Annotated in this window: 16 protein-coding genes; 6 read left to right on the top strand and 10 right to left on the bottom strand. The window is 62.0% G+C overall.

The annotated features are described in order from the left end of the window. Positions 1-9 precede the first annotated feature (9 nt). Positions 10-945, bottom strand: a complete 936-nt coding sequence (locus ACGLWX_RS07745) for a cation diffusion facilitator family transporter (RefSeq protein WP_396238712.1) — start codon at positions 943-945, stop codon at positions 10-12. A 180-nt stretch (positions 946-1,125) separates the two neighbouring features. On the opposite strand from ACGLWX_RS07745, the gene ACGLWX_RS07750 reads away from it, so the two are divergent. Continuing rightward, positions 1,126-1,968, top strand: coding sequence for an alpha/beta fold hydrolase (locus ACGLWX_RS07750; protein ID WP_396238714.1), 843 nt, complete (start codon positions 1,126-1,128; stop codon positions 1,966-1,968). 95 nt (positions 1,969-2,063) lie between these two features. Here ACGLWX_RS07750 and nirD read toward each other — a convergent pair whose 3' ends face one another. The 3 genes from nirD to ACGLWX_RS07765 are packed head-to-tail and all read right to left on the bottom strand — an operon-like array spanning position 2,064 to position 6,309. Further along, positions 2,064-2,444 carry a nitrite reductase small subunit NirD gene (gene nirD, locus ACGLWX_RS07755; RefSeq protein WP_396238716.1) on the bottom strand — a complete coding sequence of 127 codons (381 nt, stop codon included), beginning with the start codon at positions 2,442-2,444 and terminating at the stop codon, positions 2,064-2,066. Positions 2,445-2,476: 32 nt separating this feature from the next. Next, a complete protein-coding gene (gene nirB / locus ACGLWX_RS07760) occupies positions 2,477-4,984 on the bottom strand; it encodes a nitrite reductase large subunit NirB (RefSeq protein ID WP_396238718.1) in 2,508 nt (835 codons plus the stop codon). Positions 4,985-4,986: 2 nt separating this feature from the next. After that, positions 4,987-6,309: an NAD(P)/FAD-dependent oxidoreductase gene (locus tag ACGLWX_RS07765; RefSeq protein ID WP_396238720.1), complete on the bottom strand. Its 1,323-nt coding sequence runs from the start codon at positions 6,307-6,309 to the stop codon at positions 4,987-4,989. Between the two features lie 641 nt (positions 6,310-6,950). Here ACGLWX_RS07765 and ACGLWX_RS07770 point away from each other — a divergent pair. Together ACGLWX_RS07770 and cobA are read left to right on the top strand one after the other, a co-directional pair. After that, positions 6,951-9,683 (top strand): molybdopterin-dependent oxidoreductase, encoded by a 2,733-nt coding sequence (locus ACGLWX_RS07770; RefSeq protein WP_396238722.1) that lies wholly within the window; start codon positions 6,951-6,953, stop codon positions 9,681-9,683. Next, on the top strand, positions 9,643-10,539 hold the full coding sequence (gene cobA, locus ACGLWX_RS07775; RefSeq protein ID WP_396238724.1) for a uroporphyrinogen-III C-methyltransferase: 897 nt from the start codon (positions 9,643-9,645) through the stop codon (positions 10,537-10,539). The genes ACGLWX_RS07770 and cobA overlap by 41 nt, the downstream gene beginning before the upstream one ends. Here cobA and ACGLWX_RS07780 read toward each other — a convergent pair. Next, positions 10,504-11,742: an MFS transporter gene (locus ACGLWX_RS07780; RefSeq protein WP_396238726.1), complete on the bottom strand. Its 1,239-nt coding sequence runs from the start codon at positions 11,740-11,742 to the stop codon at positions 10,504-10,506. The two genes, cobA and ACGLWX_RS07780, sit on opposite strands and share 36 nt — an antisense overlap. Before the next feature lie 151 nt (positions 11,743-11,893). Here ACGLWX_RS07780 and dkgB point away from each other — a divergent pair, with 151 nt between their 5' ends. After that, positions 11,894-12,706, top strand: coding sequence for a 2,5-didehydrogluconate reductase DkgB (gene dkgB, locus ACGLWX_RS07785; protein ID WP_396238728.1), 813 nt, complete (start codon positions 11,894-11,896; stop codon positions 12,704-12,706). A 3-nt stretch (positions 12,707-12,709) separates the two neighbouring features. Here dkgB and ACGLWX_RS07790 read toward each other — a convergent pair whose 3' ends face one another. Then, entirely contained in the window at positions 12,710-13,405 is a 696-nt protein-coding gene (locus tag ACGLWX_RS07790) for a response regulator transcription factor (protein ID WP_396238730.1), read from the bottom strand. Between the two features lie 153 nt (positions 13,406-13,558). On the opposite strand from ACGLWX_RS07790, the gene ACGLWX_RS07795 reads away from it, so the two are divergent. Together ACGLWX_RS07795 and ACGLWX_RS07800 are read left to right on the top strand one after the other, a co-directional pair. Beyond that, a complete protein-coding gene (locus ACGLWX_RS07795; RefSeq protein ID WP_396238732.1) occupies positions 13,559-14,059 on the top strand; it encodes a molybdopterin-dependent oxidoreductase in 501 nt (166 codons plus the stop codon). 22 nt (positions 14,060-14,081) lie between these two features. Continuing rightward, on the top strand, positions 14,082-16,334 hold the full coding sequence (locus ACGLWX_RS07800; RefSeq protein ID WP_396238734.1) for an ATP-binding protein: 2,253 nt from the start codon (positions 14,082-14,084) through the stop codon (positions 16,332-16,334). Here ACGLWX_RS07800 and ACGLWX_RS07805 read toward each other — a convergent pair. The 4 genes from ACGLWX_RS07805 to ACGLWX_RS07820 all read right to left on the bottom strand — a co-directional run bounded on the left by ACGLWX_RS07805 (position 16,295) and on the right by ACGLWX_RS07820 (position 22,958). After that, a complete protein-coding gene (locus ACGLWX_RS07805) occupies positions 16,295-17,488 on the bottom strand; it encodes an EAL domain-containing protein (protein WP_396238736.1) in 1,194 nt (397 codons plus the stop codon). The two genes, ACGLWX_RS07800 and ACGLWX_RS07805, sit on opposite strands and share 40 nt — an antisense overlap. 118 nt (positions 17,489-17,606) lie before the next feature. Further along, positions 17,607-19,274 carry a methyl-accepting chemotaxis protein gene (locus tag ACGLWX_RS07810; RefSeq protein ID WP_396238738.1) on the bottom strand — a complete coding sequence of 556 codons (1,668 nt, stop codon included), beginning with the start codon at positions 19,272-19,274 and terminating at the stop codon, positions 17,607-17,609. A gap of 154 nt (positions 19,275-19,428) precedes the next feature. Further along, a complete protein-coding gene (locus tag ACGLWX_RS07815; RefSeq protein WP_396238740.1) occupies positions 19,429-21,267 on the bottom strand; it encodes an ABC transporter ATP-binding protein in 1,839 nt (612 codons plus the stop codon). 86 nt (positions 21,268-21,353) lie between these two features. Beyond that, positions 21,354-22,958: a gamma-glutamyltransferase family protein gene (locus ACGLWX_RS07820; protein ID WP_396238742.1), complete on the bottom strand. Its 1,605-nt coding sequence runs from the start codon at positions 22,956-22,958 to the stop codon at positions 21,354-21,356. Positions 22,959-22,969: the final 11 nt, after the last annotated feature.

Genomic DNA, 22,969 nt, shown 5'->3' on the forward strand with positions numbered 1-22,969 from the left:
CGAGCCCGGTCAATGAATTTGGCGAACCAACAGCCCGCTGGTGGGCGCGGCCCAGCGGGTATCGACGGTAAAGACGACATCGCACACCGCGGGTGAATAGTGGCGGCGCACCTGCTCGTCGACCCGGTCGCGAAGCTTATCCTGTGTGGTGAGCGACATCGAATCGTCTTCCCTGGGCAGCACTACGTGCACCATCACATATAAAAGCCGCCCCGGACGCACGATACGCACGCGTACCTCCAGCGCCTCGACGCCTTCGAGCCCCTGAGCCACGGCCGCGCGAACCGGCGCCGCTATATCCTCCGTGGGCGCCTTGTTGACCAGCTCACCGAGCGCCTGGCCCGCCATGCGAACCGGCACGCCCAAGCAAAGCAGTACCACGGCGATGACCAGAATCGAGTCGATGTAAGGCAGAACGCGCTCGAACTCCAGGTACTGAAACAGCACCACCAGACAGAAGGCCGAGAGCACCGCCGCGGAGATGATACTGTTCACCACCCAGTTGAGCTTGTCCGCGGCGACCAGCGGGCTTGCGACATGGCGCTCGCTTTTATGCATTACCCAAGCGGTCAGCGAGCAGACGAGCGTGGCAAAGATGGCGTAGAGCACGGCGATGCCCGCTGCGATCTCCCGCCCGCCGGTCAACAGTGCCGCTATGGCGTCCACCAGCGCGAAGATCGAAACCCCAAAAATCAAAAGCCCCTTGCACAAATTGACCAGCGACTCGAAATAGCTGTAGCCGAACGGGTAGGCATCGCTGTCCGGCTGACTCGCCAGCCGGCTTACCTTGATGGTGACCAGCGCCACCACGAAGTAGATCAGGTTGAAAAGCCCGTCCAGCAGGATGGCCTGGGAGTTGGTCGCAAGCGTTGCAGCGATGCCGACCACGCCGATCAACAGCGCCATCAAGGCGGAAAATCCCAGAGTACTCGCTTCTGTCTTCACCGATGCTGGCTCTCCTGTAGCAAGGTTGGCGTCAATTCGACACCGCCTCAGCATAGCAATTTTCCCGCCCGGCGACGTTTTGGAAAGCTTTTGGGAGTTGTACTAGCCTTTAAAGACAAGCCGTTAGCACGTTCAACCACGTGTTCACACGACTGCTCAACCAATCTGGAGGGTGACTCGATGCCGCTTTTGAACGCTGGAACCGAACAGGGAACGCCGGTCGAGATTTATTACGAGGTTCACGGAGCGGGCAAGCCCGTCGTTCTGATTCACGGCTGGCCGCTCAGCTCCCGCTCCTGGGAGCCGCAAGTGCCGGCGCTGGTCGAGGCGGGCTACAAGGTGATCACCTATGATCGCCGAGGTTTCGGCAAGTCGACCCAGGCCGATGGCGGCTACGACTACGACACACTGGCGGCGGATCTCAAGAAGCTTCTCGATGCGCTCGACGTTCACGACGCCACGTTAGTCGGCTTCTCCATGGGCGGCGGCGAGGTGGCGCGCTACATCGCTCACTACGGCACCGAGCGTGTCAGCAAGGCGGTGCTGGCCGCCGCCGTGCCACCATACTTGTACAAGGCCGACGACAACCCGGAAGGTGGCCTCGACGATGCGACCATCAACGAGTTTCTCGACGGCGTGCGCGGCGACCGCCTGGCGTTTTTGGAAGATTTCACCAAAAACTTCTTCACCGCCAGCGATAAGAGCGACCTGATTAGCGAACCCAACCGCCGCTACCACCGCGACATCGCGGCGTTCGCCTCGCCAAAAGCGACGTATGATTGCGTCAAGGCGTTTAGCTATACCGACTTTCGCGACGATTTGCCAAAGATGAAGCTGCCGACCTTGGTGCTTCACGGCGACGCCGACGGCATCGTGCCGCTCGAGGTCAGCGGCAAGCGCGCCAGCGAAACGCTGCCGAACTCAAAACTCGAAGTGATCGAAGGCGGGCCCCACGGGCTGAACGTCACGCACGCGAAGGCGTTCAACGAGGCGCTGATCGCGTTTTTGGATAGCGACGAGTAACCCCGATAGGGCCGGATGAGGGTTCGGCCGCGATCACCGGAATGAAAAGCGCCGCCTCTCTTCAGAGGCGGCGCTTTTGTTGATGAGTGTGAAGATCAGGCCTGGATCAGCACGCGATCGTCTTCGAAGCGCACTGGCCAGCTGCGAAGCTTCACGTTTTCATCCTCGAGGCACTGGCCGTCGCTCAGGCGAAAGTGCTGCTTGTAAATCGGCGAGGCGATCACTGGCTCGCCGTCGAGATCGCCGACGATCCCCCGGCCGATCACGAAGGCGTTGGAGAACGGATCGAAGTGATCCAGCGCGTAGAGTTCCGACGTGTGGCCCGGCAGGTAGAAAAGCGCGATTTGGCAGGGCTTGCTTTGGGGCGTTTCGCGCCAGGCCACCACGCCGGAAAACGCTACCAGGTCCGATCGGTGGCAAAGGGGCTGCCAGGCGGGCGCTGATACATCCTTGAGTGCGAGAGCGGCTGAGGTCATAACGGTCTCCTTGAAAGGCAATCGGTCGATGATCAGGCTGGGCGCAGCTGGCCGCGCTCGGAGGTCATGATGATGGACGGGTCGGGGCGTTCGTCGTTGACGAAGCTTCTAAAGCGCTTGAGCTTTTCCGGGTCGCTGAGGGCGTTAGCCCATTCGCACTCGTAGCGCTCGATCAGGGTCTGCATCTGGCGCTCGAGCTCGTCACCGATGCTTAAACTATCTTCCAGAATCACTTCCTTGAGGTAATCGAGCCCGCCTTCGAGGTTCTCGCGCCACACCGAGGTGCGCTGCAGCCGGTCGGCGGTGCGCACGTAGAACATCAAAAAGCGGTCGATGGTGCGGTAGAGGGCCTCGTCGTTGAGGTCGGTGGCGAAGAGTTCGGCGTGGCGTGGGCGCATGCCGCCGTTGCCGCAGACGTACAAATTCCAGCCGTTCTCGGTGCCGATGACGCCGATGTCCTTGCTCTGCGCCTCGGCGCACTCGCGGGTGCAGCCGGAAACGCCGAACTTGATCTTGTGCGGGGCGCGCAGGCCCTTGTAGCGGTGCTCGAGCTTGATCGCCATGCCGACGCTGTCCTGCACGCCGTAACGACACCAGGTGCTGCCCACACAGGACTTCACCGTGCGCACGGACTTGCCGTAGGCATGGCCGGTTTCGAACCCCGCTTCGATCAGCTCGCCCCAAATCGCCGGCAGGTCGTCCAGGCGCGCGCCGAACAGGTCGATGCGCTGGCCGCCGGTGATCTTGGTGTAGAGATCGAACTTCTGCGCCACCTGGCCCAGCACCACCAGTTTGTCCGGGGGAATCTCGCCGCCGGCGATGCGCGGCACCACCGAGTAGGTGCCGTTTTTCTGCATGTTGGCCATGAAGGTGTCGTTGGTGTCCTGCAGCGGCACGTGGGCGGCGTCCATGATCGGCTCGTTGAAGCAGGAGGCAAGAATCGACGAGACCGTGGGCTTGCAGATGTCGCAGCCAAGGCCATGACCGCGGCCTGCGCTACCGTGCTTCTCCATCAGCTCGCTAAAGGTCTTGATGCCCTCCACGCGCACGATGTCGAAAAGCGCTTGGCGGGTGTAGGCGAAGTGCTCGCACAGCGAGTGATCCACCTCGACACCCTGGGCGGCAAGCTCGTGATCCACGACCGACTTTAATAGCGTGGCGCAGCCGCCGCAGCCGGTACTCACTTTGGTGGCGCCTTTGACGCCGCCCAGGTCCAGCGCGCCTTCGTTGATCGCCTCGCGAATGCCGCCCTTGGTCACGTTGTGACACGAGCAGATCATGGCGGTGTCCGGCAGCGCGTCCGCCCCAAGCGCCGGCGCCGCGCCGCTTTGCGGCAGAATCAGCGAGGCGGGCTCCTTGGGAAGCTCCAGGGCGTTGGCGTAGTACTGGAGCAGCGTGTCGTAGGCGGCGTTATCGCCGACCAGCATCGCGCCGAGGAGCTTTTTGCCGTCACTCGACACCACCAGCTTGCGATACACCTGGGTGAGCGGGTCAAGGTAGCGAAACATGCGCGCGCCGGGGGTGCGGTCGCCGTGGGCGTCGCCAATGGCGCCGACATCCACACCCAAAAGTTTCAGTTTGGTGCTCATGTCGGCGCCGCCAAAGCGGGCCTCGCCCCCGGTCAGATTAGCGGCGGCTACCTTGGCCATTTGATAGCCCGGCGCCACGAGGCCAAAGATGCTCTGATTCCAAAGCGCCACTTCGCCGACGGCGAAAATGGCCGGATCGCTGGTGCGACAGTGATCGTCGATCACCACGCCGCCGCGCTCGCCAAGCGTAAGCCCGCAGGCGCGGGCCAGGTCGTCCTGAGGGCGGATCCCGGCGGAGAATACGATCAGGTCGGTTTCGAGTATCTTGTCATCCTGAAACACCATGCGCAGGCGGCTCTGCTCGCCTTTTTCGATGCGCTGGGTAGCGCGCTCGGTCAGCACCTGTACGCCCAGCGACTCGATCTTTTCCTTCAACAGCGCGCCGCCATCGGTGTCCACCTGCATCGGCATCAGGCGCGGGGCGAATTCCACCACGGCGGTGTCGAGGTTCAAGCCGCGCAGCGCATTGGCAGCCTCGAGGCCCAAAAGCCCGCCGCCGACCACCACGCCGTTGGTGGCATGCTCGGCGGCGTCGCGAATGGCGTCGAGATCCTCCAACGTGCGATAGACCAGGCACCCCGGCTCATCGCGGCCCTCGATGGGCGGCACGAACGGGTAGGAGCCGGTGGCGAGCACCAGGTGATCATAGGCGTAGCGCCCCTGATCGGTGATCACGTGCTTTGCCTCGCGGTCGATTTCGAGCACTTTTTCGCCGGATTTGAGCGTGACGCCCTGAACGTCGTAGTAGTCGGCGTCACACAGCGCCAGCGACTCGGCGTCGCGGCCGGTGAAGTACTCGGAGAGATGCACGCGGTCGTAGGCGCGGTGGCGCTCCTCGCCAAACACGGTGATAGCAAAGCGTTCGCACGCGCCGGCCTCGACGAGCCGTTCGACCAGGTGGTGGCCGACCATGCCGTTACCGATGATCAGCAGTTTCTGTTTGGTTGTCATGGTTAAGCCGCCTCTTGGGTGGGGGAGGGCTGGGCGGTATCCGCCGCCAACAGCGTTTCTACGTCTGCCTGGCCGAACACCAGCGCCGGGCGGGCTTTGCTGAGATCCGCCGCATTCAGTGCCTGGTTGAAATACCACGGGCCCTGAGCGGTATCGCCGAACAGCACCGCGCCTTTGATTCGCCCGTTTTTGAGCAGCAGGCGGCGGTACTCGTTGGCTTCGGGGTCGCAGTAGTAAAGCGTGTCGTGCGCGTCGCTTTGCTCTACGGGGCCGAAGGCATAAAGGTCGATGCCGCTAATCTTGAGCCGGGTAGCGGTGGGAGCCTCGACGTAGGGCGTGATGGGGGCGCCGCTGAGCACTTGGGCGAGCGTATCCACCTGGCGCCAGATCGGCTCGACCAGGCCAAAGGTGTGCGACTGGAACTGGCAGCACTCGCCGAGAGCAAAAATCGACGGGTGCGAGGTGCGAAGGTGGTGATCCACCAAAATCGCGCGCTCGCAGTCGAGCCCGGCGCGCTGGCCAAGCGCCATATTGGGCGTGACGCCGGCGGCGATGATGACGCTTGCGGCCTCGAGGGTGCGGCCATCTTCTAGCGTTACCTCGGCCACGCGCCCTTGGGCGTCGCTTTCGATCGCGACGATCGAGGCGTCGGTGTGAATGGCAAGCCCGCGGCGCTCCAGCGTGGTTTTTAAAAGCCCGCCGGCGTAGATGTCCAACTGGCGGTTCATCAGCCAGGCGCTGCGGTGCAGCACGCTGACCTCGAGCGCATCGCCGCCGCGTTTGCGCAGCCCTTCCGCGGCCTCGAGCCCCAACAGGCCCCCGCCGACGACAACGCTTTTACCGCCGCGCCGGGCGATGGCGTCGAGCGCGCCGGCATCACTCACGCTGCGAAAGGCGTGAACGCCGTCGAGCTCGATGCCGGGAATCTCGGGCAGCGCCGGTGTTGATCCTGTGGCGAGCACCAGCTCGTCGAAGGCGAGCCGCCCCCGGTCGATATCGATGTGACGCGCGGCGGTATCGATGGCCAGCACCCGCTCGTTCAGGCGAAGCGTAATGGCGTTATCGGCGTACCAGCGCGCCTCGCGCAGGGTGAGCGCGTCGCGGCTCGTTTCACCGCTCAAAAGCGGCGACAGCAGAATACGGTTATAAGCGGGCACCGGCTCTTCACCGATGACGGTGATGCTTGCCGGCCGGCCGGGTGCTTTGACCAGCGCTTCGAGCAGGCGGTGACAGGCCATGCCGTTACCCACGATGATCAGGTGACGCGGTTCGCGGTCGAGCAGCTCGTCGTCACGGCAAACGTTTGAATATGTAGAAGAGCGCATGGGGCCTCCTTGTTCGGGGCGACGCCGGCACGGGCGCCAAAACGAAAAACGCCCCTAACGCCGCCGGTGAAAGCGGGATTAGGGGCGTCGTTGCCCAAATGTCGAATCAGGCGCTAAATGCCTTCGTTGGCGGCGCGCTCTATTACTCAAGGCAAAAAACTCGCCAAGCGCGCTACCGCAGCTGTTTTAAAGCGGTTTTTCAGTGGCTTGAGTGTTTTTTGAATAGCCGCGACGGGTGATCGCTCAATGTCAGTTGCGCTCTTGTGGTGCGCAGGGCGTTTACGCTGCACGCCAATGGCTCTTGGCCTATCAGCTGAATGAGCCTGACGCTTAAAATTCCTTTTTCACCAATTTTTAATGTGACTGTTTTAAAAGGGGTATTTTTATTTATTAGCGATCGGGTCCGGCATTTGCAGTGAAGGTGAAGTAACAAACATACAAAGCGTTATGAGCGGTTTTGCGCACTCCAATAATAAGCGCAGCCCGATAACAAAAAAGAGCGGCGACCAATAAGTTCAAGCGCCCACAAATCGATGAATACGGCACCTGCTCGGTGTCCCTGAGACAACGGCGTCCAGGCAAGCTTCTAAAGAGGCTTCCTGGGCGCTTTTTGCGTTTGGACCAAAAACGCGGGAGATTCGATGCACAAAGCGCCAGAGAGTACGCATACCGTATCCACCACCTGCCCTTATTGCGGCGTCGGGTGCGGCGTCAGCGCGACCGTTGAAGGCGGGCGCGTCTGCTCCGTCGAGGGCGACGCCGCGCACCCGGCCAACTACGGGCGGCTCTGCGTCAAGGGCAGCGCCCTGGGTGAAACACTGGGCGAGCAGGGGCGGCTGTTGCAGCCGCGCCTCGACGGCGCCCCCGTCAGCTGGGACCAGGCGCTTTCGGCGCTGGTCGAGCGGCTCACCGCGCTGCAGTCGGCCCACGGGCGCAATACCGTGGCGGCGTATCTCTCCGGGCAGCTTTTGACCGAGGATTATTATCTTGCCAATAAGCTCTTCAAGGGCTTTCTCGGCACGCCGCACCTGGATACCAACTCGCGGCTCTGCATGGCCTCGGCGGTGGCGGGCTACAAGCGCGCCTTCGGTGCCGACGCGGTGCCGTGCAGCTACGAGGATCTGGAAGAGGCGGAGCTTCTGGTACTGGTCGGCTCGAATCTGGCCTGGAACCATCCGGTGCTCTATCAGCGGGTGAAGCTTGCCAAGGAGCGCAATCCACTGATGCGGGTGGTGGTGATCGACCCGCGGGTGACCGATACCTGCGATATCGCCGATCTCTACCTCGGGCTCAAACCCGGCAGCGACGCCACGCTGTTCAACGGCCTGCTCGCCTTTATGGCCGAGCGTGGCCACGTCGATCGTATCTATCTGGAGCGCCATACCGACGGCTTCGATAAGGCGCTCGAAGCGGCGCAAAAGAGCGCCCCCAGCGTGGCGGACGTCGCGGCGGCCTGCGATATCGATGCCGAGCGCCTCGAGACGTTTTACTACTGGTTCGCCCGTCACCTGCACGTGGTCACGCTCTACTCCCAGGGAGTGAATCAGTCCACCAGCGGCACCGACAAGTGCAATGCGATCATTAACGCCCACCTGGCCGGCGGCAAGCTCGGCCTGCCCGGCGCCGGGCCTTTTTCGATCACCGGCCAGCCCAACGCCATGGGCGGGCGCGAGGTGGGCGGGCTCGCCAATCAGCTCGCCGCCCACATGGATTACCACACTCCCGGAGCGCGCGACTGCGTGACCCGGTTCTGGGCGACCGACTCGCTCACACCAGTGCTTCCCGAGGCCCCAGGTTACAAAGCGATCGAGCTTTTCGAGGCGATCGAGCGCGGCGAGATCACCGTGCTGTGGGTGATGGCGACTAACCCGGCGGTGAGCCTGCCGGACGCCGCGCGGGTGCGCCGGGCGCTCGAAAAGTGCCCACTGGTGATCGTCTCCGAGTGCGTGGCGAACACCGATATGCTGGCGTTTGCGGACATCGTGCTGCCGGCGAGCGGCTGGTCGGAAAAGGATGGCACCGTGACCAACTCCGAGCGGCGCATTTCGCGCCAGCGTGGCCTGCTCCCGCCACCAGGCCAGGCGCGCCACGACTGGCAGATTCTATGCGACGTGGCTGGTCGCCTCGGCTTTGGCGAGGCGTTTTCCTACGCCCACCCTTGGGAGATCTTCGACGAGCACGCAAGGCTCTCAGGCTTTGAAAACGAAGGCGCCACCCGGCGGCTTTTCGATATCTCGGCGCTGGCCGGTCGCGACCGGGCCGCTTATGATGCGCTGTCGCCGATTCAGTGGCCGGTTACGAAAAACGCGCCCCGCGGCACGGCGCGGCTATTCGAGCAGGGCATTTTCGCCACGCCAAACGGTCGCGCCAGACTCGTTCCCATTACGCCAGCGCCGCCGCAGCAGGCGCTTTGCGCGCGCTATCCGCTGCGGCTCAATACCGGGCGCATTCGCGATCAGTGGCACACCATGACCCGCACCGCCCGCGCGCCCCGGCTAATGAACCACCGCGCCGAGCCATTCATCGAGCTGCACCCGGCGGATGCCAAGCGGGCAGGGCTTGATGATCAGGCGCTGGCGATCCTCGGCTCTAAAGACGGCGAGTATCGCGGGCGCGTTCGTATTTCAAGCGCCCAGCGGCCGGGCGAGGTGTTCGTGCCCATGCACTGGAGCGATCAGTTCACCGGCGCCGGGCGCAGCGGAACGCTGCTTGTCGGGCGCACCGACCCGGTCTCCGGCCAGCCGGAAACCAAGCACGGCGCGGTCGGTATTACGGCACTCGCGCCTGCTTGGGAAGCCACGCTGATCCTGCGCGAGGATGCTCTGCCGCAAGAGATGCCCTGGCAAGGCCTCGCGTACTGGGCGCGTATCCCCATGGCCGGCTGCGTGCGCTTTCAACTGGCGAGCACCATTGAGGTTCGCGATTGGCCTGCCCAGGTAAAGGCGTGGCTGGGCGCGCCCGCCACGCTTTTCAGCGAAGACACGGCGGCGAACAGGTTTCGTGGCGCGGGTGTGTATAATGGCCGCCTAGTCTGGTGGCTCATGGTGGGCCCGCCTAAAGAGCTTCCCGGCACCGAGTGGCTGTCGGCGCGGTTCAACGAAAACGCGCTGGCCCCTGAATATCGTCGGCGCGTGCTGGCTGGCTGCGATAGCGGCGCCCAGGACACCGGCCCCATCGTGTGTAGCTGCCACCAGGTGGGCGAGCGCGTCATCAAAAAGGCGATACGCCAGGGCGACGACAGCGTCGAGGGGCTGGGCGCACGGCTTGCCTGCGGTACGCAGTGCGGAAGCTGCCTGCCGGAACTCAAATCACTACTGGAAGAGGAGCGGGGCCGTGCGCGTTTTGAACAAGCACCTGCGACACAAATGGCCTGAAGCGCTCGCGCGCGTGGGCAAGCACGTATGGTCCTCGGTTACGCCCGCGAAGGAGCGGCGGTGCCTGCCGATGCGTGGCGAGTGCGAGAAGGGTACGGTGTATCTGGTCGGCGCCGGCAGCGGCGACGTGGAGCTTCTCACGCTCAAGGCCGCGCGACTTTTAATGCAGGCCGACGCGGTGGTCTATGACCGGCTGGTCGAGGACGACGTGCTCGCGCTGATCAATCCCGGCGCCGAGCGCTACTACGTGGGTAAGAGCCGCGGCCACCACAGCGTGCCCCAGGCCGAGATCGGCGCGCGGCTGGTCGCGCTTGCCCAGGCAGGGAAATCGGTGGTGCGTTTGAAAGGTGGTGACCCGGGCGTGTTCGGACGCATGGGTGAAGAGCTTGCGAGCCTGGCCCAGGCGAACATCAAGGCGCGCATCGTGCCGGGTATTACCGCGGCCTCGGCGGCGGCGGCCAGTATGGGCATTCCGCTGACCGACCGCGGTCACGCCCAGCAGCTTCGCTTCGTCACCGCCCAGCTCTGCCGTGAAGGCGGCGCGCCGGATTGGGCCGCCCTTGCGCGCAAGGACGAAACCCTGGTGTTCTACATGGGGCTTTCGAAAGTCGAGGCGATCTGCCAAAGCCTGCGCCAAGCGGGCCTGCCGGACGACTGGCCGGTCATGCTGGTGGCCAACGCCAGCCAGCCCGAGCAGCGCTCGCTTCTCGGAACGCTCGAGAGCATGCCCGCAAAACTCGCCGCAAACCCGCTGCCGTCGCCGTGTTTGATCGTTGTGGGAAGCGTAGTGCGCATGGTGGAGCAAAGCCCCGCGGCGCACTCAGCGGGCATCGTCGAAACGATCGACCCGGCGTAGCGTCGGGAAAAGCTTCATCCAGGTGCCCACCACGGCGAGCGTGCCCACCCCGCCAATCAGCGCGGCGGGCACAGCGCCTATCGCCGCCGCCATGCTGCCCGCGCGAAACTCCCCAAGCTCGTTGCTCGAGCCAATGAACAGCATGTTCACCGCGTTCACCCGCCCACGCATGGCGTCCGGCGTTGCCAGCTGAATCAGCGTGGTGCGCACGTAGACGCTGACCATGTCCGCCGCCCCGGCGACCAGCATGGCGAGCATCGAAACCCAAAACAGATGCGACAGCGCGAACACCAGGTTCGCCAGGCCAAACACGGCCACGGCGGCGAACATCACGTGCCCCGCCCGGCGGGTGATCCCCTTCACGCCGAGATAGAGCCCCATTAGCAGCGCTCCGACGGCGATGGCACTTCTAAGCGCGCCAAGCCCCTGGGCGCCGACCTGCAGCACTTCCTGGGCATAGATGGGCAAAAGCGCCACCACGCCACCGAGTAGCACCGCGAACAGGTCCAGCGAGATCGCGCCGAGAATGATCGGTTGATGGCGAATGTAGGCGATGCCCGCCGAGAAGCGCTGCCAGGCGGTGCTTTCGAGCGCCTTCGCTTTCTCAACAAAACGCACCGGCACCCACAGCAAAAAGACGAGCGCGACGATGAAGCAGCCCAGACACACCGCGTAGGCCAGCCGCCCGCCGCCGAGTGCGTAGAGCACCCCGCCGAGCAGCGGCCCGGTGATCACGGCAATTTTCATGATCGAGCTGTTCAGCGCAATGGCCTGGGGCAGCTGCGCGCGCGGTACCAGATTGGGCAGCATGCTCTGAAGCGTCGGGCCGGTGAACGCCCGCCCGCAGCCAAACAGCGCCAGCACCAGATAGATCGGCACCACGTTCTGCGGGTCGGTCTGCGCGATGAGCAGAAGCAGCGCGCTACAAAACCCCTGCACCGCCCAGCTAAGCTGCAGAATGCGCTTGCGCGCAAAACGGTCCACCACGTCGCCGGCGGGCAGCAGCAGAAGCACCATGGGAATGAACTGGGCAAGCCCGACATAGGCCAGCGACATAGCATCGCGGGTGATGTCGTACACCTGCCAGGCCACCACCACTGCCTGGATCTGCATGGCGAACACCGCCGCCAGCCGCGACAGCAGAAAGCTCAGAAAACCAGGCTGGCGGTGAAGGGGCAGGGCTGTGGTGTCGAGGGCGGGCATGGCGGGCTTTTCGTTAGCAGGCGAAGAGAGCAGTCTACCTCAACCGCGGGTGGCGCGCCTCGCTCGTGGGTTGAAGTCGGCGCGAGTTGCCCCATATCTTGAGTGTGTCGATGGCACACGTACGTGTCTCACTGGAAAAGGATGACTGATCATGACCGCAAGCACACTGCCCAATCCCGGTTTCGGTACCTATCGCTTGGAAGGCGACACGCTCAAGCAAGGCATTCATACCGCGCTTGAAGCCGGTTACCGGCATATCGACACCGCCCAGTTCTATGGCAACGAGTCGACCGTCGGCGAAGCAATTCGTGACTCGAGCGTACCGCGGGGCGACATCTTTTTGACCACCAAGGTGTGGTTCGACCGGCTCGAGCCAGCGGCGCTGAAGGCGAGCGTCGATGAGTCACTTTCCAGACTCAAGACCGAATACGTGGATCTTCTGCTGATTCACTGGCCGTCACCCAATGACGAGGTGGCGATGCGCGACTATCTCACCGCGCTCAAGGAAGTAAAGGCGGAAGGTAAGGCGCGCCATATCGGCGTCTCCAACTTCACTATCGCCCAGATCGGCGAGGCTATCGACATTTTGGGCGAGGGCGAAATCCTCACCAACCAGATCGAAGTGCACCCATTCCTGCAAAACCGAAAGCTGGTCGAGCATTGCAAGGCTCACGGTATCGAGGTGACCGCTTTTATGCCGCTGGCAGTAGGCAAAGTGATGGACGACCCGGTACTCAAGCAGATCGCCGGCGTACACGGCGTCAGCCCGGCGGAGATCACCATGGCCTGGATCAAGGCGCGTGGGCTTGTAACCATTCCGTCCTCTACCAAGGCGCGCAACATTCAAAGCAACATCAAGGCCTTCGACATCACACTGACCGAAGCCGAGATGAACGACATCGCCACGCTTGATCGCGGTGAGCGCATTGCCAATCCGGACATGGCGCCGGAGTGGGATGAGTAGCGCCTACGCTGTCGGCGCGCAGGTTTCCAGCCGGTAGCCGGACTGATAAACGCTTCTCAAGCGCAGCCCGTGGCGGCCGTCGAGCTCCAGCTTGCGCCGCAAGCGGCTCACGTGAGTATCGACGGTGCGGGTCGGCAGGTCCCCCTTGAGGCCCCATACCAGCTCCAGCAGGTGCGGCCGAGTGAGCGTGGCCCCGGGCTTACTGAAGAGAAGCGCGGCCAAGCGGTACTCGCGCTCGGTCAGATCGGTGGGCTCGGCGTTGAGATAAATCTGGCGCTGATCGCTATCCACCGAGTAGGCATCGCTAATATTCGCGGCGGCCGGCGCTGGCACCTGCCAGGTGCGCCGGCCGAGCGCGTTGATCCGCGCCAGTAACTCCTTGGGGCGCAGCGGCTTGGCGAGAAAGTCGTCGGCGCCCTGTTCCAGCGCCTGCACCACGTCTTCCTCCTGCTGGCTTGCCGTAATGAATAAAATCGGGCCCTTCCAGCCATCGTTGTGCCGCAGGTGGCCTACCACGTCCATGCCGCAGCCGTCGGGCAGTCGCCAGTCGATGATCAGAAAATCGAAAAGCTGCTGATCCATGCGCCGTCGAAGTTCGCTTGCCCGCCCAAACAGCGATACCTGGTGCTGCTCGGCCGCTAAACACTGCTCGATATACGCCTGCTGATCCGGGTCGTCTTCCAATACACCAATATGCATGGGTGAGTCCTCGCTGTCTGGCTTCGCTCTCGGCCAAAAGGCTCCCTTGTCTCGCCGCCGAGCATTTCGACACAAAGGTTCACAGTTAGGCGTTGAACGGCCGATATATAATCAAGGCTTGGAGATCCGCGTCTTATCAGGAGTCTTTTAACCATGCGCTACCCGATCGCTCTTGCCCCTGCGTTACTGTTACTCTCTTTATCGGCCGCTGGCGAAAATCTTGAGCCGCCGCAGGGACCTGTGCTGCTCGTCGTGTCGGGACAGCTCGACAACACCAACGTAGGTGACGAGGCGCATTTTGATCGCGCGATGCTGGAAGCACTCGAACAGCACGAAACCCACACTCATACGCCTTGGCACGACGGCGCCGTCAATTTCTCGGGCCCCTTGGGCCGTGCGCTACTCGAAGCCGTTGGCAGCGACAGCGATCAGGTGCGGGTCACGGCGTTGAACGACTACGCGGCGACGATACCGGTCAGCGACTTCTATCAGTACGACCTGATCTTTGCGATGCGCGCCGACGGTGAGCCGCTTCGCGTACGCGACCAGGGGCCGCTGTTCGTCATCTACCCCTTCGACGATGATCCGGATCTTTTGAACGAAATTACGCTCAACCGCTCGGTGTGGCAGGTCAATCGGCTCAACATCGAGTAAGCCAATACGGGAAGGCTGCCCGATGAAGATACTTCAGCGCTACTTTTCCAATGGGGCCAGAATCGCCACGTTTTCGGCGATTCTTTTCTTTTTCTCGGCGCTGGCCACCGGCGGTATGATCTATTACCGCCAGTACGCGTTGGAAAATCGCCTGCTCGAAAACCTGCTCTGGTCCGCCTATCAGTTCGACCGCGAGGCGCAGGAGTTTCGGCTGGAGCTTTTACAGGCGGCTCCCGAGAGCGCCTCGGCCGAGACGCTTTTGACCCGCTTCGAAATTCTCTATAGCCGGCAGATGCTGCTTCAGCGCGGTGACATGGGAAAGGAGATCGACCGAGTTGAAAGTTTACGCACGCGAGTAGAAAACTCCCTGATCGAGATCACGGCGCTGGATACGCTGATGGAGGACCTGTGGGACAACCCGGAAGGGCTCTCACCGGCGCTGCTCGAATCGCTGCGTGCTCGGGCAACGAGCCTGCAAGCGCTGACCGCGGAAGTACTGGTCGAAACCAATACGAGCGTCGTGCAAGCACGCGCCCAAGAGCGGGAGAGCTTGAACCGGCTCTATGGGCTTGCGCTGATACTGATTACGCTGTTGATGCTCTCCGGCGCCCTGCTGGTACGGGCGCTGGTGCTCGAAGGTCGCTCGAATCTGGCCAAGGCGCGGGCGCTGGAAAAGCAGAGCCTGGAGCTCAACGCGACCGCGCAAAAAGCCGAAGCCGCCAGCCGCGCCAAGTCGGAATTCATGGCGATCGTCAGCCACGAAATACGCACCCCGCTCAACGGCATCGTCGGCATGGCTGACTTACTCACAGATGAGGTTAAAACGCCGGCGGCCAACGACTATCTGTCGGCCATCAAGCGAAGCGCCGAGAGCCTTCGCTGCGCGATCAACGATATTCTGGACTACACCAAGATCGAGTCCGGCTATCTGGATCTCAACTCCCAGCCCTTCGATCTACATCAGTGCATCGACGAGCTCTGTACAGGCTACGCGCTGCAGGCTCAGTCCCAAACCGTTGCGTTCGACTACACTCAGGCCGCCGATCTTCCGCGCTACGTGGTAGGTGACCGCGCGCGCATCCGCCAGATTTTGATGAACCTGATCAACAACGCGCTGAAATTCACCGAGGATGGGTTCGTCAAATGTGCGGTGACCGTTTCAGCGCCGGGCCTTGTTCGCTTCGAGGTACGCGATACCGGCTGCGGGATCAGCGAGCAAAACCAGGCCCGGCTTTTTTCGGCCTTTTCCCAAGTCGATACATCAATGTCCCGCCGTCATGAAGGCACAGGGCTAGGGCTTGCGATTTGCAAGCGGCTGGTCGAATCGATGGAGGGCGAGATCGGCGTCATCAGCGTGGAAGACGTAGGCAGCCGCTTCTGGTTCACGCTGGCGCTGCCGAGCGCCGAGGCAGCGGAAGTCTACGCTCCCCAAAGCAAGCGGCCGTGCAACATACGTGATCGGCACGTTCTGGTGGTCGAGGACAACCCGCTTAATCAAACCGTCGCATGCCAAATGCTCGAGCGGTTGGGCCAACGGGCAAGCGTCGCTGAAAACGGTGAGACAGCGCTGGCCCTGCTGGCCAAGGGGCATGAAGAGATCGATCTGGTGCTCATGGATATGCAGATGCCGGTGCTGGACGGGCTGCAAACCACCGAGCAGTGGCGTGCCTGGGAGCGCGAACATGATGTCGAGCGTCTTCCCGTCGTGGCCATGACGGCTAACGTCATGCCGGAGCATCGAGCAAGCTGCATGCAAAGCGGCATGGACGACATGATCCATAAACCCTTCACCCGCGACGAGCTGTATCAAGTGCTCTGCCGCCATCTCGCGACATCGCCCTCGCGCGCGCCGTTAGCCGAGCTATCCGACGAGGTCACAGAAATGACCGAGCCAGCGTGCACTATAGATAGTGCGGCACCGTCGATGGCCGGCCTGGTCGACCCGGATACTTGCACGGAGCTCAAGGAGACATTCGACGCCGCAGCGCTGGATAACCTTTTGATGACCTTTCTGAATCGCCTGGACGAGCGCCGGGAAAAACTTTCGAGTCATCTCGAGGGCGAGCGACGCGAGGCGTTTCAACAGGAGGCGCACTCGCTCAAGGGGGCGGCGTCATCGCTTGGCTGTTCGGCCATCGCCGAGTGGGCAGGCCAGATGGAGCGCCGGGCGCACGAGGCGCCCCTGGAGGAGTTGAGCGGCGGGGTGGAACGTCTGCCTGCCTTGAAAACGTTGACTCAGCAGGCGCTCGAGAAGGAGGGCGTACTGGCGGGTTGAGTCGGCTCGTATGAGCGCCGCTCGCCCAGCCACTGCTCAAAAGCCGCCGCGCTTTGCGGCCGGGCGAGGTAATACCCTTGCCCCAGGCTGCACCCCGCTTCAACCAGCAGATCGAACTGCGCTTGTGTTTCGATGCCTTCAGCGACGATTTCGAGCCCCATGCGTTTGCCCAGGTCGATCACGGAAAGCGTAATCGCGCGCGCGGCATCGTCCTGCTCCATCGCCGAAACGAAACTGCGATCCACCTTGAGCTCGCCGAAGGGAAGCCGGTAAAGCTGTCTCAGCGAGGAGTAGCCCGTACCAAAATCATCCAGCGACAGGCGACAACCCAAGTCGCGCAGTGCCTCCAGTACGTGGCGCGCATAGCCCAAGCATTCGATACCCACCGACTCCGTCAATTCCAGCGTGAGGCGTGCCGGTCCTATGGTGTAACGGTTTTTGAGCCGTCTGAACGACTCGATGACGCCTTCCTCCTTGATAAAATCCGCCGGGATGTTGACGGCAACGTTCAAACCCCAACCCTTGTCCTGCCACCTGGCCTGCTGGGCTAGCGCAAGTTCGAGCACTCGCCAAGTCAGCGCGCCTATCAGGCCGTGCCTTTCTGCCATCGGGATAAAGCTATCCGGAAACAACAGCCCAAGCGTTGGATGCTGCCATCGCACCAGGGCCTCGACCCCCACGATATGGCCACGCTGTAAATCCTGCTGGGGCTGGTACACCAGAAAAAGCTCGTTGGATGCTATCGCCTGAACAAGTTCTTCCCTGGTAGGCGCCCTGGCAGAGGTTTTTAACGGCGATAAAAATGCGAAAAGGCCCTTTAAGAAACTGGATTTGGGTAAAAAGCCCAGCATTTTGAGACCTTTCGACCGACCAACCTCCATGGCACGCGTCACGATATCGGAGGCATTGGTGCTAATTAGAAGGATCGTCGCATTGAGCCGCAAGTCGTGCAGATAGTCCAGAATGTCGAGCCCTGTGAACTCTCCAAGCTCAAGGTCGAGCAGGATAAGATCTACGTGAAGTAGTGAGGGCTGGCGCACCAGCTCTCCCAGACTTCCTACCGTCTCGACTTTGAAGCCGCGCTGCTCCAAAAGCAGCTTACTCAAAAGCTGAACGTCCTTATCATCGTCGATGATTAACGCCGTGGAAGCCATGCCATTTCCTTAAAGTATTTTTTCTTATCAATAATTCGTTGGGAGCTTTCCGGCCATATTAACGACCGGGGCTGAAAGGGAGACACCCGCGGACGTTTCAAGTACAAGTAGCGATTCATTAAAAGGCCGTCCATTCAGGCTCCGCTGCGACGCTTGGAAGAACGCGCTCGCGAGGCGTTACAGGTCGAGCCGCGCGAGTCGTTAACTCGGGAGCCTCGGCCTTTGAAGGCGCCTGACTTAGCTTGAATGCGCCCACGAGCTCGCCAAGCCGGGCGGCCTGAACACTAAGCTCTGCCGCCGCCGCGCTTGACTGTTCGACCATCGAGGCGTTGTGCTGCGTCATACCATCGAGTTCGCTGACGGCATCGTTGACCTGACCGATCCCCACGCTCTGCTCTCGTGCACCGGCGCTGATTTCCGCGATGACGTCAGAGACGCGCTCGATACTTTTTACCATTTCCACCATCAGCCGCCCGGTATCCTTGACCTGGTCGACGCCTGCCTCGGTTCGGCTCATGGAGTTAGTGATCAGCGCGGCGATGTTCTTGGAGGCTTCACTCGAACGGCTGGCAAGCATGCGCACTTCCTGAGCGACCACTGCAAAGCCTCGGCCATGCTCGCCAGCCCGCGCCGCTTCCACCGAGGCGTTGAGTGCCAGAATGTTGGTTTGAAACGCGATGCCCTCAATCAGCGTGACGATATTGCTAATTTCCGATGAGGACGTACTGATGTCCTCCATGGTCTGCTCGACGCTCTGCATGGCCTGCTGGCCCTGTTGTGCGAGCTCACGCGTAGAAAGCGCCAATTGGTCGGCTTGCTGGGCCGAGTCCGAGGCGGCTTTAACGACCGCAGAGATCTCCTCCATCGAGGCTGACGTCTGCTGCAAGTTGGCGGCGGCCTGCTCGGTGCGCGCGGAAAGCTCCTGACTGCCGGTAGCGATCTCCGTCGAGGCGTGTGCAAGGCTTATGGTGCTCGCACTGACGCTTTGAAGCGTCTTGTCGATATGGCGAATGAAACCGTCGAAGGCGTGCGCCAGCTCACCGATCTCATCGCGGCGCTGGCTATCGATACGGGCGGTCAAATCGCCATCACCGTTACTGATTTCATCGATACGTCGGCTGATCTGGCGAAGCGCCCTGGACATCATCCGAGGGCCCAGCACGGCGACCAGTGACGCGATGACGAATACCGCTAAAGCAAAGAGGAACGTCGCCATCTGTTGCGACTGAATACGCTCGACGACTGCCGCCTCGGCTTCGTGAATGGCGGTTTCGATACTCGCCCCCGCGATGTCATAAACGGCGCGCAGCTCGTTGAAGCGCTGGAGCGATTCACCGTTCATCAGCGCCAGTGCGTCGGCTAGCTGGCCCCGTTGGTGCAGCTCGAATACCTCTGATGCGCTCGAGTGCCAGTCATTGTAAAGCGCCTCGAAACCGCTGGTTTGCGAGGTCAGCGCCGGGTAGTCCTGCATCCGTTCGAGATAGAGCGCCATTCGCTCCTGGGCCTGCTGCGCGTTGTCGCGAAACTCGTCGAAAAGCTCGTTGGCGCGCTGCGAGTCTGCGGTCGTAAGCAGTGTCGTTACTTCGGCAAGCCTTGCCTGGTAGAGGTCGCGATCGCCGTTGAGCGAGGCCGTTGAGGCAGGAATATAGTGGTCGATAAACGTATCCAGGCGATGTTTGATCGTATTGACCAGGTGCGTGTCAGCCAGTACGACCGCAAGAAGAGACACGGCAACGGCGATGAACACCAGCGCATACTTCACTTTTATAAGATGGAAACGTTTCATGATAAATACCCATTAGGTAGGAGGTAATGAGTAGAAAGTAGTCTTAAAGTGTGAGTTTTGGCGAGCGCGCTGCAACAGTGTTCACACTTGTTTACCTTTTGATGCGCCTGAGTTGACAGGCGCGATAGAATCTCACTTAAATATTTTGAGTATGCTATTGATAACCCTCTGCCTGTAAACGAAAAAGCTGCGCGTAGCGGCCATTCTCTGCAAGTAACGCTTCGTGGGTGCCGCGTTCGATAATGTGGCCCTGATCGATCACTAGAATCAGATCCGCGCTTCGCACGGTGGAGAAGCGGTGCGAGATCAAAATCGTCATCTTGTCGCGGCTATGGGCGCGGAAGCGTGCGAACACATCGGCCTCGGCGGCGGCGTCCATGGCGGCGGTAGGCTCATCGAGCACTAAAATATCCGCCTCCTTGCGCATATAGGCGCGCGAAAGGGCTACTTTCTGCCACTGCCCGCCGGAAAGCTCCTGGCCGTTTTTGAACCAGCGCCCAAGCTGAGTTTGATAGCCGGCGGGCATCTGTTCGATAAAACCATCGGCCAACCCAAAGTGCGCCGCTTGTTGCCAGCGGGTCTCGTCATCAAAGGCGTCGATGTCGCCCACGCCCAGGTTTTCGCCCACCGGTAGCTGGTAGCGCACGAAATCCTGAAAGATCACGCCCACGCGCTTTCTTAGCGTCTGCGCATCCCAGTCGCGCAGGTCGCTGCCATCGAGCAGTATGCGCCCCTCAACGGGCGAGTAAAGCCGCGTCAACAGCTTGATCAGCGTCGTCTTCCCCGAGCCGTTTTCGCCCACCAGCGCCAGGCTCTGACCAGGCGCCAAGTGCAGTGAAATATCGCGAAGCACAACGCGCCCGCCCGGGTAGGCGAACGTGACGCTCTCGAAGCGCAGTCCGTCGCCCGGCACCTTGCCCTCGGTCAGCGTACCGCCCTCCGCTTCGGTGGGGTGCTCCAGGTAGTCGTAAAGGTTGGAGAGGTAGAGGTTGTCTTCGTACATGCCGCTAATGGCGGTGAGAATCGCGGAAAGCGCCGATTGCCCCTGCTTGAAGACCATCAGATACATCGTCATCTGGCCCAACGTAATCGCGCCGACTACGGTTTCGAGTACCACCCAGCCATAGGCGATATAAAACGTAGCGGTGCCTAAAAGCCCCAGCAGAAACCCCCAGCCTTCGCGCTTTAGGGTTAGCAGGCGGTCCTCGGCGAACAGACGATCGAAGATGTCACGGTAGCGGCGCAGAAACAGGGGCTCCAGACCGAAGAGTTTGACCTCCTTGATGCTGTCCTCGCGCGCCAACACCGTTTCCAGGTAGCTCTGCATACGCGTTTCCGGCGAGCGGCGGCGAAAAAGGCGAAAGGCGTCGCCGGAGAACTTCGCCTCGGAAACGAACACCGGCACGGCGCCAGCGGCCAGAATCAACAGCGCCCAGGGCGAAAACTGCACCAGCAGCACGCTGAAACTACCCAGCGATATCGCGTTTTGCAGAAAACCGAAGGTTTTGGTCACCAGCGCCAAAGGCCGGGTCGAGGCTTCGCGCCGGGCGCGGGTTAGCTTGTCGTAAAGCTCGGAGTCTTCGAACTGGGAAAGCGACAGCGTGCCCGCTTTCTCCAGAATCAGCACGTTGACCTTCTGTCCCAGCATCGCGCGCAAAAGCGACTGCTGAGCGGCGAGCCCGCGCTGGGCCAGTGCCATCAGCGCGATGATCAGCGCCTCGAGCGCCACCAGCCAAAGCACCGGCACCAGAATGATCCAAAGCACCGGGTCCTCGGCCGCCTCGAAGGCTTGCATGGCGCCGACCACGCCGTCGACGATCAGCTGGCCCACCCAGGCTGCGACTGCCGGTAGCACTCCGGCTACCAGCGTGCATAATGCAAGCCCCAGCGTCATCCAGCGCGAAGTGTCCCACACTAGCGAAAGCGCCCGCCGGCTGTAGCGAAACACGCTGAAAAAGCCGGCAAGCGACGATGAAGAGCCCAACAAGGCCATGGCTACTCGACCACCTTTAACGCGAAGAAAAGCGCCATGATGCAACGCTTTGCCTCGGACCACCAGGTGATCCTGCGTTTAGCACCTTAAAGCGGCAGCACCGCGCCATCGGTGCGCGGCTCGGTCCCGCCCTGGAGCACGCCGGACTCGGCATTGCGCAAAATGACCTGGCCGCGGCCGAAGCTGATCGAATCGGCGACCTTGACGATTTTATGCCCGCGCCGGGCAAGCGCCAGCGCCAGGTGGTTGGGGAAGTCGGCTTCGACCTCGATGGTTTTGCCTTCGACCCATTTCCAGCGCGGCACGTCCAGCGCCGCCTGGGCGTTGAGCCCGTCGTTCAAAAGCCCGGTGACGACTTGCACGTGGCCCTGGGGCTGCATGTAGCCGCCCATGACGCCGAAGGGGCCGACCGCCTGATCGCCTTTGGTGATAAAACCGGGGATGATGGTGTGGTAGGTACGTTTGTTGGGTGCGAGCGCGTTGGCGTGGTCCGGGTCGAGCGAGAAGGAGCTACCGCGGTTTTGCAGGCTGATACCGGTTTCCGGGACGACCATGCCCGAGCCAAAGCCGTGGAAATTGCTCTGAATGAACGACACCATGTTGCCTTCATCGTCAGCGGTGGCCAGATACACCGTGCCGCCTTGAAACGGGTTGCCGTGGGTCGGGTCGATGGCCTGCTCATCGATCAGCGCGGCGCGCGATTTCAGGTACTCAGGGCTCAACAGCTGCTCGGTGGTGTGCGCCATGGCGCCGCGCTCGGTCAAATGCTTGAAGCCATCCATGTAGGCGAGCTTGGTCGCCTCGATACGCCGGTGCAGGGTCTCGACCGTATCGCTGCTCTCTTCGAGCTGGTCGAGCATACCCAGCGCCTGCAGTACGATCAGGCCGCTGCCGTTGGGCGGAATTTCCCAGATGTCATGGCCCTGGTAGCGCACGCCGATCGGGTCGACCCACTCCGGCGCGTAGCCGGCCAGGTCCTCCTTGCGCAAAAAGCCGCCGTGCTCGCGGGAGAACGCGTCGATGCGCTCGGCGAGCTCGCCGGTGTAAAACGCCTGCGCACGGGTCTCGGCAATCGCCCTGAGGCTTTCCGCGTGGCCGGGAGAGGCCCATATCTCGCCGGGCTGCGGGGCGCGGCCGTTGGGCGCGAAGGTGTCGAACCAAGGCGTGAAGGCGGCGTCGTCATAAGCGCCGTAGGTCTTAACCGCCTCGGCCCACATCTGATGAATCACCGGCGTGACCGCAAAGCCTTCCTCGGCAAGCGCGATGGCCGGTGCCAACAGTTCGGCGAAGGGCAGCTTGCCAAAGCGCTCGGACAGCGCCGCCCAAGCGGCCGGCGCGCCGGGAATGGTGACCGGCAGCATGCCGTGACTCGGTATCCGATCATGCCCCAGCGCCTTCATTGCCTCGATCGTGGCGGCCTTGGGCGCCTGACCGCTGGCGTTCAGCCCGTGCAGCTTGCCATCCACCCAGACGATCGCAAAGGCGTCGCTGCCGATGCCGTTGGAGGTTGGCTCCACCACGGTCAGCGCCGCCGCCGTCGCGATTGCCGCGTCCACGGCGTTGCCGCCCTGCTGTAAAATGGTGATGCCCACCTGGGCGGCCAGCGGCTGAGACGTCGCGACCATGCCACGCTTGCCAAACGTGGTCATACGCCGTGAGGCGCTGGGGTAGTAGAGAGCGTCATGTTGCATATCTAAATCCT

The sequence above is a fragment of the Halomonas sp. HMF6819 genome (genome assembly GCF_044335525.1).
Lineage (GTDB): Bacteria > Pseudomonadota > Gammaproteobacteria > Pseudomonadales > Halomonadaceae > Vreelandella.

What these genes read in the sequence shown, in the direction of transcription:
- ACGLWX_RS07765 (WP_396238720.1), bottom strand. Translation starts at nt 6,309, where the DNA reads ATGCGCTCTTCTACATATTCAAACGTTTGCCGTGACGACGAGCTGCTC.
- nirD (WP_396238716.1), bottom strand. Translation starts at nt 2,444, where the DNA reads ATGACCTCAGCCGCTCTCGCACTCAAGGATGTATCAGCGCCCGCCTGG.
- nirB (WP_396238718.1), bottom strand. Translation starts at nt 4,984, where the DNA reads ATGACAACCAAACAGAAACTGCTGATCATCGGTAACGGCATGGTCGGC.
- ACGLWX_RS07805 (WP_396238736.1), bottom strand. Translation starts at nt 17,488, where the DNA reads ATGGCTTCCACGGCGTTAATCATCGACGATGATAAGGACGTTCAGCTT.
- ACGLWX_RS07800 (WP_396238734.1), top strand. Translation starts at nt 14,082, where the DNA reads ATGAAGATACTTCAGCGCTACTTTTCCAATGGGGCCAGAATCGCCACG.
- ACGLWX_RS07820 (WP_396238742.1), bottom strand. Translation starts at nt 22,958, where the DNA reads ATGCAACATGACGCTCTCTACTACCCCAGCGCCTCACGGCGTATGACC.
- dkgB (WP_396238728.1), top strand. Translation starts at nt 11,894, where the DNA reads ATGACCGCAAGCACACTGCCCAATCCCGGTTTCGGTACCTATCGCTTG.
- ACGLWX_RS07815 (WP_396238740.1), bottom strand. Translation starts at nt 21,267, where the DNA reads ATGGCCTTGTTGGGCTCTTCATCGTCGCTTGCCGGCTTTTTCAGCGTG.
- ACGLWX_RS07795 (WP_396238732.1), top strand. Translation starts at nt 13,559, where the DNA reads ATGCGCTACCCGATCGCTCTTGCCCCTGCGTTACTGTTACTCTCTTTA.
- ACGLWX_RS07790 (WP_396238730.1), bottom strand. Translation starts at nt 13,405, where the DNA reads ATGCATATTGGTGTATTGGAAGACGACCCGGATCAGCAGGCGTATATC.
- ACGLWX_RS07770 (WP_396238722.1), top strand. Translation starts at nt 6,951, where the DNA reads ATGCACAAAGCGCCAGAGAGTACGCATACCGTATCCACCACCTGCCCT.
- ACGLWX_RS07750 (WP_396238714.1), top strand. Translation starts at nt 1,126, where the DNA reads ATGCCGCTTTTGAACGCTGGAACCGAACAGGGAACGCCGGTCGAGATT.
- ACGLWX_RS07780 (WP_396238726.1), bottom strand. Translation starts at nt 11,742, where the DNA reads ATGCCCGCCCTCGACACCACAGCCCTGCCCCTTCACCGCCAGCCTGGT.
- ACGLWX_RS07810 (WP_396238738.1), bottom strand. Translation starts at nt 19,274, where the DNA reads ATGAAACGTTTCCATCTTATAAAAGTGAAGTATGCGCTGGTGTTCATC.